Consider the following 6,054-nt stretch of genomic DNA (forward strand, 5'->3'; position numbering starts at 1 on the left):
CAGAGGCTCGATGATCCGCCATTCCGCCTCACTCAGATCGAACCGCGACATGCCAAGCTCCCGTCCAGCAGGGAACTTGAATCAGATCCCAGCCCGTCGCGTCCAGCAGTTTGGGTTCAGGACCTAGCCGCCGCCCGGCGCGGATCTCGGCAGGAAGCAGTGCTCCGGCCCGGGGAAGCGCCGGCGGCGCACCTCCTCGGCATAGGCTGCGGCCGCCTCCGCGATGCGCGGGCCGAGATCGGCGTAGCGCTTGACGAAGCGCGGCGTGAAGTCGGCGAACAGGCCGACCAGGTCCTCGGTGACCAGGATCTGCCCGTCGCAGGCGGGCGAGGCGCCGATGCCGATGGTCGGCACCGCGACCTCGCGCGTGATCGCCGCCGCGACCGGTTCCAGCACCCCCTCCAGCACCACGGCGAAGGCGCCCGCCTCGGCGATCGCCCGCGCGTCCCGCCGCACCCGCTCCGCCTCCTCCTCCGACCGCCCGGTGGCGCGGAAGCCGCCGGCGAGGTTCACCGCCTGCGGCATCAGCCCGACATGGCCGCACACCGGGATGCCGCGCTCGGTCAGGAACCGCACCGTGGCCGCCATCTCGGCGCCGCCTTCGAGCTTGACGCCGCTCGCGCCGGTCTCGGCCATCACCCGCGCCGCGCTGCGGAAGGCCTGGGCCGGGCTCTCCTGGTAGCTGCCGAAGGGCAGGTCCACGATCACGCAGGCGCGCGCCGCGCCGCGCACCACCGCGGCGCCGTGGGCGATCATCATCTCGAGCGTCACCGGCAGGGTGCTGGCGAAGCCGTAGAGCACCATGCCGAGCGAATCGCCGACCAGCAGCAGGTCCACGTGCGGGTCGAGCCAGCGCGCCATCGGCGTGGTGTAGGCGGTCAGGCAGACCAGCGGCGCGCCACCCTTGCGGCTGCGGATCTCCGGGATGCCGATGCGCCTCGCGCGGATGGCGGTGGTCACGGTGCTCTCCTCGTCTGTGGCGGTCGCGCGGCGCGCTGCCGGCGCCGCGCCAGGGCTGTCAAGGCGGTCAGCCTTCGGCGTCGGGCGCCCCGTAGTCCTCGTTCGTGCGCGGCGCCGGCCGCGGCGGGCCGGCATAGGGATCGAGCCCGGCCTGCGTGACCTCGGCGATGCGGCAGTCCTCGCAGAGCATGAGCGCGCGCCGCCGCGCCGGGTCGCGGAACATCCAGTGGCCGGCCCCCGCGGTGAGCTTCGCCAGCACCCGCTCGATGCTGCTCCTCGTGCCGAAGGGCTTGCCGCAGGCGAGGCAGCGGAACGGCTCCTCGGCCTTCACCACGCGCGGCTCGGCGGCCTCCGGCGCCAGGTTCAGGCGCGGGACGAGCGCGATCACCTTCTCCGGGCAGGTGGCGGCGCAGAGGCCGCACTGCACGCAGGCCGCCTCGGTGAAGCGCAGCTCGGGCCGGTCCGGGTTGGCGCCCAGGGCCCCGGTCGGGCAGACCGAGACGCAGGCGAGGCAGAGCGTGCAGCCCTCGGTGCGCACCCGCGCCTCGCCGAAGGGGGCGCGCTCGGGCAGGGGGAGGACGGCCGGGGCGCCTTCGCCGGCCGCCTCGCGCAGCGCGGCGAAGCCCTGGCGCGCGGTCTCGCGCGGCGTGCCGAGGGCGAGGAAGCGCGCCGGGGCGAAGCCGAAGGCGGGCACCCGCAGCGCGCGCAGCGCCTCGCCGAGCGCGAAGGGATCGTCGGTCTCGATCGTCCCGGCGCGCGCCGCCCCGGGCGCGGCGAGGCCCAGGGCCGCCAGCGCCGCCTCGGCGTAGGCGCAGTTGCGCAGCACCCCCTCCGCCCCCTCCGGCCGGCGCGCCGGCAGCAGCACCCGCACCGCCACCGCGCCCCAGGCCAGGGCCGCGGCGAGCACGCCGAGGTCGAGCTGCGTCGGCTCGCCGACGCGGAAGGGCAGCACCCGCGCCGGCAGCCCGTCGCCCTGGCGCGCCAGCGCGTCGAGCAGCGGCTCGCCGTGCGCGGCGTCGTGGATCAGCAGCACCGGATCGCGCCCGCCGGCCTCCCGGTAGGCGAGGAGCAGGGTGCGCAGCCGGCGCAGCAGCGCCTCCGGCGGCGGCAGCGCGTAGGTCGCCGCGCCGGTCGGGCAGACCGCGGCGCAGGCGCCGCAGCCGGCGCAGATCTCGGCGCTGAGCTGCACGCTGTCGGCGGGCCCCGGCGCGCCGGTGGCGGCGATGCCGGGCGCGATCGCCCCCGTCGGGCAGAGTTCGAGGCAGCGCGTGCAGCCGGTGCGCCGGTTGCGCGCATGGGCGCAGAGCGTCGGGTCGAAGGCGACGAAGCGCGGCTTGTCGAACGCGCCGACCAGCTCGGCGGCGCGCGCGATCGCCCGCTCCACCGCCGCCGCATCGCGCGGGTCGGCGCGCAGGTAGCCCGCGCGCACCGCGAAGGCGGGAAAGAGCGGCGGCCGGCCGGAGAGGTCGAGGATCAGGTCGCAGCGGCTCACCGCCCCGTCGCGCGCCGGGCCCCAGCGGAAGGCGGCGCGCGAGGAGGGGCGCGGCGCCGCGTAGCCGTCCACCGTCACCGCGAAGGCGCCGAGCCAGCCGGTCGCGGTCCGCGCGCGGCCGCGCAGGATGGGGTACTCGGCGGCGTGCGCGGGGGGGGCGACCTCCTCCTCGCCGGAGAGGAGGACGGTGAGGTCGAGCCTGTCCTTGAGCCGCTCCGCCGCCTCCAGCGCCACCGCGTCGCGGCCGAGGATCAGCGTCACTCCCTCCGAGCGCAGCGGCACCAGCGGGACGGGCGGCATCGGCTCGGCGGCGGCGGCGATCAGGGCCGCCATCTTCGGGCCGGCGTCGCGCGCCTCGTCGGACCAGCCCGCATGCTCGCGCACGTTCGCGAAGGCCAGGGAGGCGTCGCCGGCGCCCGCCGCCTCCGCCTCCTCGCGGAACAGCGGCGCCTGGGCGGTGCAGGCGACGGTCAGGGGCCGGCCCTCGCGCAGCGCGGCGAGGAAGCGGTCGCGCTGGGCGAGGCAGAGCTGCTCGGCGGTGCGCACCTCCCCGCCGCAGCCGCGCGCCAGGGCGCGGCCGTCGAGCGGCATGGTGTCCTCGCAGCTGCAGACGAAGACGATGCGGCCTTGTCCGGCCATCCCGGCGCTCCTCTCGCCCGCGCCCTGGGAGGGGCGGGCGGAAGGGCTTATATCCCCGCCGAGGCCGGGTTGCGACTCGCCGCCGGCAGCCGAGGGAAGGCCGGGAGGGAATGGATCGCGCACTGGGAGACGGGCTGCCCGATCTGCCGCCGCTGTTCGGTCCGGTCTTCGCGCTGCGCGAGGGCGGCGACGCGCTGGCGCGGGCGGTCGCGCTCGCGCCCGAGCACGGCGCGGGATGCTTCGTCTGGGTGCGCGCCTATGCCCGGGTCGAGGCGGCGGTGGTGCTGGAGCCCGAGCAGCCGCTTGCCGCCGCCCGTCCGGCGCTGCTCGCCGCCGCCGCCGCCATGGCCGACGCGCTGGCCGCGCTCGGCCCGCCGCAGGCCGAGATCGCGCTGCGCTGGCCGGCGACGCTGGTGGTCAACCGCGGCGTGGTGGGCGCGGCGCGCCTCGCCGCCCCGCCCGGCGCGGCGGAGACGGCGGTGCCGGCGTGGCTCGCGGTCGGCGTCGAGGTCCGCCGCGCCCTTCCCCCGGGCGTCGAGCCCGGCACCGATCCCGGCCGCACCGCGCTGGAGGAGGAGGGCTTCGACGAGGCCGACACGGCGGAATTGACCGCCGCCTGGGCACGGCATCTGATGACCGGCCTCAACGAATGGCAGGAGCGCGGCTTCGCGCGCCTGGCCGGGCGGTATCTCGGCTGGCTCGAGCGCGACCCGGCGCAGGCCGGCGCGGCGCGCCGCGGCCTCGATTCCGCCACCGGCGACCTGGTGCTGCAGCGGCCGGACGGCGCGCTCACCCGCCGCTCGCTGCGCGCGGCCGTCGCGGAGGGCGTGGCATGACGCGCCTGCCGCGCACGCTGCGCCTCGACGCCTCCGACACGCTGGTGTTCGAGCGCGCCGCGGCGCCCGGGGAATGGGCGGTGCCGGGGGGCTTCTGCTTCTGGGACGACGACCTCGCGGCGCTCTCCGGCAGGCGGCGCCAGGCCTTCCGCGCCGGATTCCTCGGCCTCTCCTCCTTCGGCTGGGCGACCCTGGTCGAGGTGGCGGAGGCCTCGGCGGCGGCGCGGGGGGCGGCGGTGGCGGCGCTCGCCGCGCATCTCCTCGCCGCCTACGGCGCGCCGGACGAGGCGGCGGCGCGGGCGGCGGCGGAGGAGGAGATCGCCTTCGCCGAGAGCCTCTGCCGCGACCATCCGCCCGGCACGGTGATCGCGCTGAGCCGCACGATCGAGGCCGGGGGCGGCTTCCGCGAGCGCTTCCGCACCCTGCACCGGCGCAGCGCCGCGCCGGTCTTCGCCGCGGTCGAGGAGGACGAGGGCGAGGCGCCGGCGGAGCGTCCCGACCTCGCCGCCCTGGCCCGGGAGGGCGGCGCATGAGCGACCTCGCGCCGCCGCCCGGCGAGTTCTGGGTCTCCTCGGGCCACCTGTTCTGCGACCGCGACGCGGAGGGGTGCCTGCGCGCCACCCCCGACCTCTGGCGCGCCTTCCTCGCCCGGCCGGAGCTGGTGCCGCCGGCGGAGGCCTGCGCCGCCGAGCGCGCGCTGCACGCGGCGCTGCTCGAGGCGCCGCTGCGGCCGGTGGCGGCGGCGGAGGTGGCGCGCCTCGCCGATCCCGACGCGCGCGAGAACTGGACGCACTTCCTCGCCTTCCGCGACCGCGTCGCGGCGCACCCGACGCTGGAGCGGGCCTGGTGCGCGCTCTATCGCGAGGGCGTGTCCGGCCTGCCGCCGGTCCTGCTGCAGATGCTGACCCACCTCGTCGCCCGCGCCGCGCTGGAGGGCGAGGACGATCCGTTCACGCTGCGCGCCGCCGAGCTGTTCTTCCGTCCGCAGCGCGCGGCGATCCACCAGGGCGCGCTGCTGCTCGCCGACGAAGAGGTGGTGGCGGCGCGCGCCGCCGCGGGCGGCCTCGGCGCGCTCGGCCGCCTGCTTGCCGAGGCCGGCGCGCCGCCGCGCGAGGTCGAGCTCGAGGTGCTGTCGGAGGCGAACGCCGCGCGTTACCGCGCGCGGTCGGACGCGCACGACTTCGCCCTCGACATCGCCGAGGGGCGGCCCGGCCAGGCCGGCCTCGCCCGCGCGCTCGCGCGCTTCATCCGCCACGTGTTCGGCGAGACGGTCGCGATCCGCGCCGTGCCGGTGATCGAGGACCGCGACTGGACCTGGCATGTCGGCCTCGACGCGGAGGCGACGGCGATCGCGAACGAGCTGTGGCACGGCGAGCGGGTGGCGCAGGAGCGGCTGGCGCGCATCCTCTGGCTCGGCGTGCTGGAATTCGCCGACCCCGGGCGGGTGCTGCCGCGGGTGCGGGGGCGGCCGGTATATCTGGCGCTGGCGATGGACGCGGCGCGCCGGGTGCGCATGAAGCCCCAGAACCTGGTGACGGGGCTGCCGCTGGTGTCCCCCTCATGATGCGCGACCCGCCCGGGACGGTGCGCATCCCCGTCGCGGTGCTCGCCGAGCGCCGGCGCGGCGCCACGCCCTGGCAGGACTGGGTGTGGCGCGCGGTGGAGGTGCTGGAGGAGGCGCCGCCCGGGCTGGCGCCCTGGACCGTGCTGCGCCGGCGCGACGACGGCGGCGCCCTCTACTTCGCCGGCCATGCCGAGGTCGCGCTGCACCCGACCGATACCCCGAACTACCGGGCCAACCTGGCGGCCGATCCGCCGCGGGTCTGGGTCGTGCTGCGCCCGGTCGAGGCGGAGCCGGGCATGGCGCTGCACACCGTGACGGTGGATGCGGGCGAGGCGCACCTCTACGCCGACGCCGGGAACGATCTGCTGGAGTCGCTTCCCATGCCGCCCGGCCTGCGCGCCGTGACCGAGGCCTTCGTCGCGCGCCATCACGTCGAGCGGGCCGTTCCCAAGCGCCGCCGCCACCGCGCCGACCCGGAGGCGCTCGCCGCCGGCAGGCCGCGCGGCGGCGGCGCGACGCCGCAGGAGGACGAGGAGGGCCCGGCACGGTGACGGCCGCCGGCG

The 6,054-nt window shown here is 77.7% G+C and carries 6 protein-coding genes; 4 read left to right on the forward strand and 2 right to left on the reverse strand.

Annotated elements, in window-relative coordinates; genetic code table 11:
* Positions 1–123: 123 nt before the first annotated feature.
* Entirely contained in the window at positions 124–948 is an 825-nt protein-coding gene (gene panB / locus K1J50_RS18285) for a 3-methyl-2-oxobutanoate hydroxymethyltransferase (protein ID WP_456304562.1), read from the reverse strand.
* Between the two features lie 79 nt (positions 949–1,027).
* Complete coding sequence (locus tag K1J50_RS18290) at positions 1,028–3,091, reverse strand: 4Fe-4S dicluster domain-containing protein (protein ID WP_220119193.1); 2,064 nt, start codon at positions 3,089–3,091, stop codon at positions 1,028–1,030.
* A gap of 110 nt (positions 3,092–3,201) precedes the next feature.
* Here K1J50_RS18290 and K1J50_RS18295 point away from each other — a divergent pair, with 110 nt between their 5' ends.
* The 4 genes from K1J50_RS18295 to K1J50_RS18310 are packed head-to-tail and all read left to right on the forward strand — an operon-like array spanning position 3,202 to position 6,042.
* Positions 3,202–3,927 (forward strand): biotin/lipoate--protein ligase family protein, encoded by a 726-nt coding sequence (locus tag K1J50_RS18295; RefSeq protein ID WP_255575452.1) that lies wholly within the window; start codon positions 3,202–3,204, stop codon positions 3,925–3,927.
* On the forward strand, positions 3,924–4,460 hold the full coding sequence (locus tag K1J50_RS18300) for a DUF6505 family protein (protein ID WP_220119194.1): 537 nt from the start codon (positions 3,924–3,926) through the stop codon (positions 4,458–4,460). Before K1J50_RS18295 ends, K1J50_RS18300 begins: the two co-directional genes overlap by 4 nt.
* A complete protein-coding gene (locus K1J50_RS18305; RefSeq protein ID WP_220119195.1) occupies positions 4,457–5,491 on the forward strand; it encodes a DUF6352 family protein in 1,035 nt (344 codons plus the stop codon). The genes K1J50_RS18300 and K1J50_RS18305 overlap by 4 nt, the downstream gene beginning before the upstream one ends.
* Complete coding sequence (locus tag K1J50_RS18310; protein WP_220119196.1) at positions 5,488–6,042, forward strand: DUF3305 domain-containing protein; 555 nt, start codon at positions 5,488–5,490, stop codon at positions 6,040–6,042. The genes K1J50_RS18305 and K1J50_RS18310 overlap by 4 nt, the downstream gene beginning before the upstream one ends.
* The last annotated feature ends 12 nt before the right edge of the window (positions 6,043–6,054 follow it).

This window comes from Caldovatus aquaticus (assembly GCF_019458025.1).
GTDB lineage: Bacteria > Pseudomonadota > Alphaproteobacteria > Acetobacterales > Acetobacteraceae > Caldovatus > Caldovatus aquaticus.

What these genes read in the sequence shown, in the direction of transcription:
- K1J50_RS18290 (WP_220119193.1), bottom strand. Translation starts at nt 3,091, where the DNA reads ATGGCCGGACAAGGCCGCATCGTCTTCGTCTGCAGCTGCGAGGACACC.
- K1J50_RS18295 (WP_255575452.1), top strand. Translation starts at nt 3,202, where the DNA reads ATGGATCGCGCACTGGGAGACGGGCTGCCCGATCTGCCGCCGCTGTTC.
- K1J50_RS18305 (WP_220119195.1), top strand. Translation starts at nt 4,457, where the DNA reads ATGAGCGACCTCGCGCCGCCGCCCGGCGAGTTCTGGGTCTCCTCGGGC.
- K1J50_RS18310 (WP_220119196.1), top strand. Translation starts at nt 5,488, where the DNA reads ATGATGCGCGACCCGCCCGGGACGGTGCGCATCCCCGTCGCGGTGCTC.
- K1J50_RS18300 (WP_220119194.1), top strand. Translation starts at nt 3,924, where the DNA reads ATGACGCGCCTGCCGCGCACGCTGCGCCTCGACGCCTCCGACACGCTG.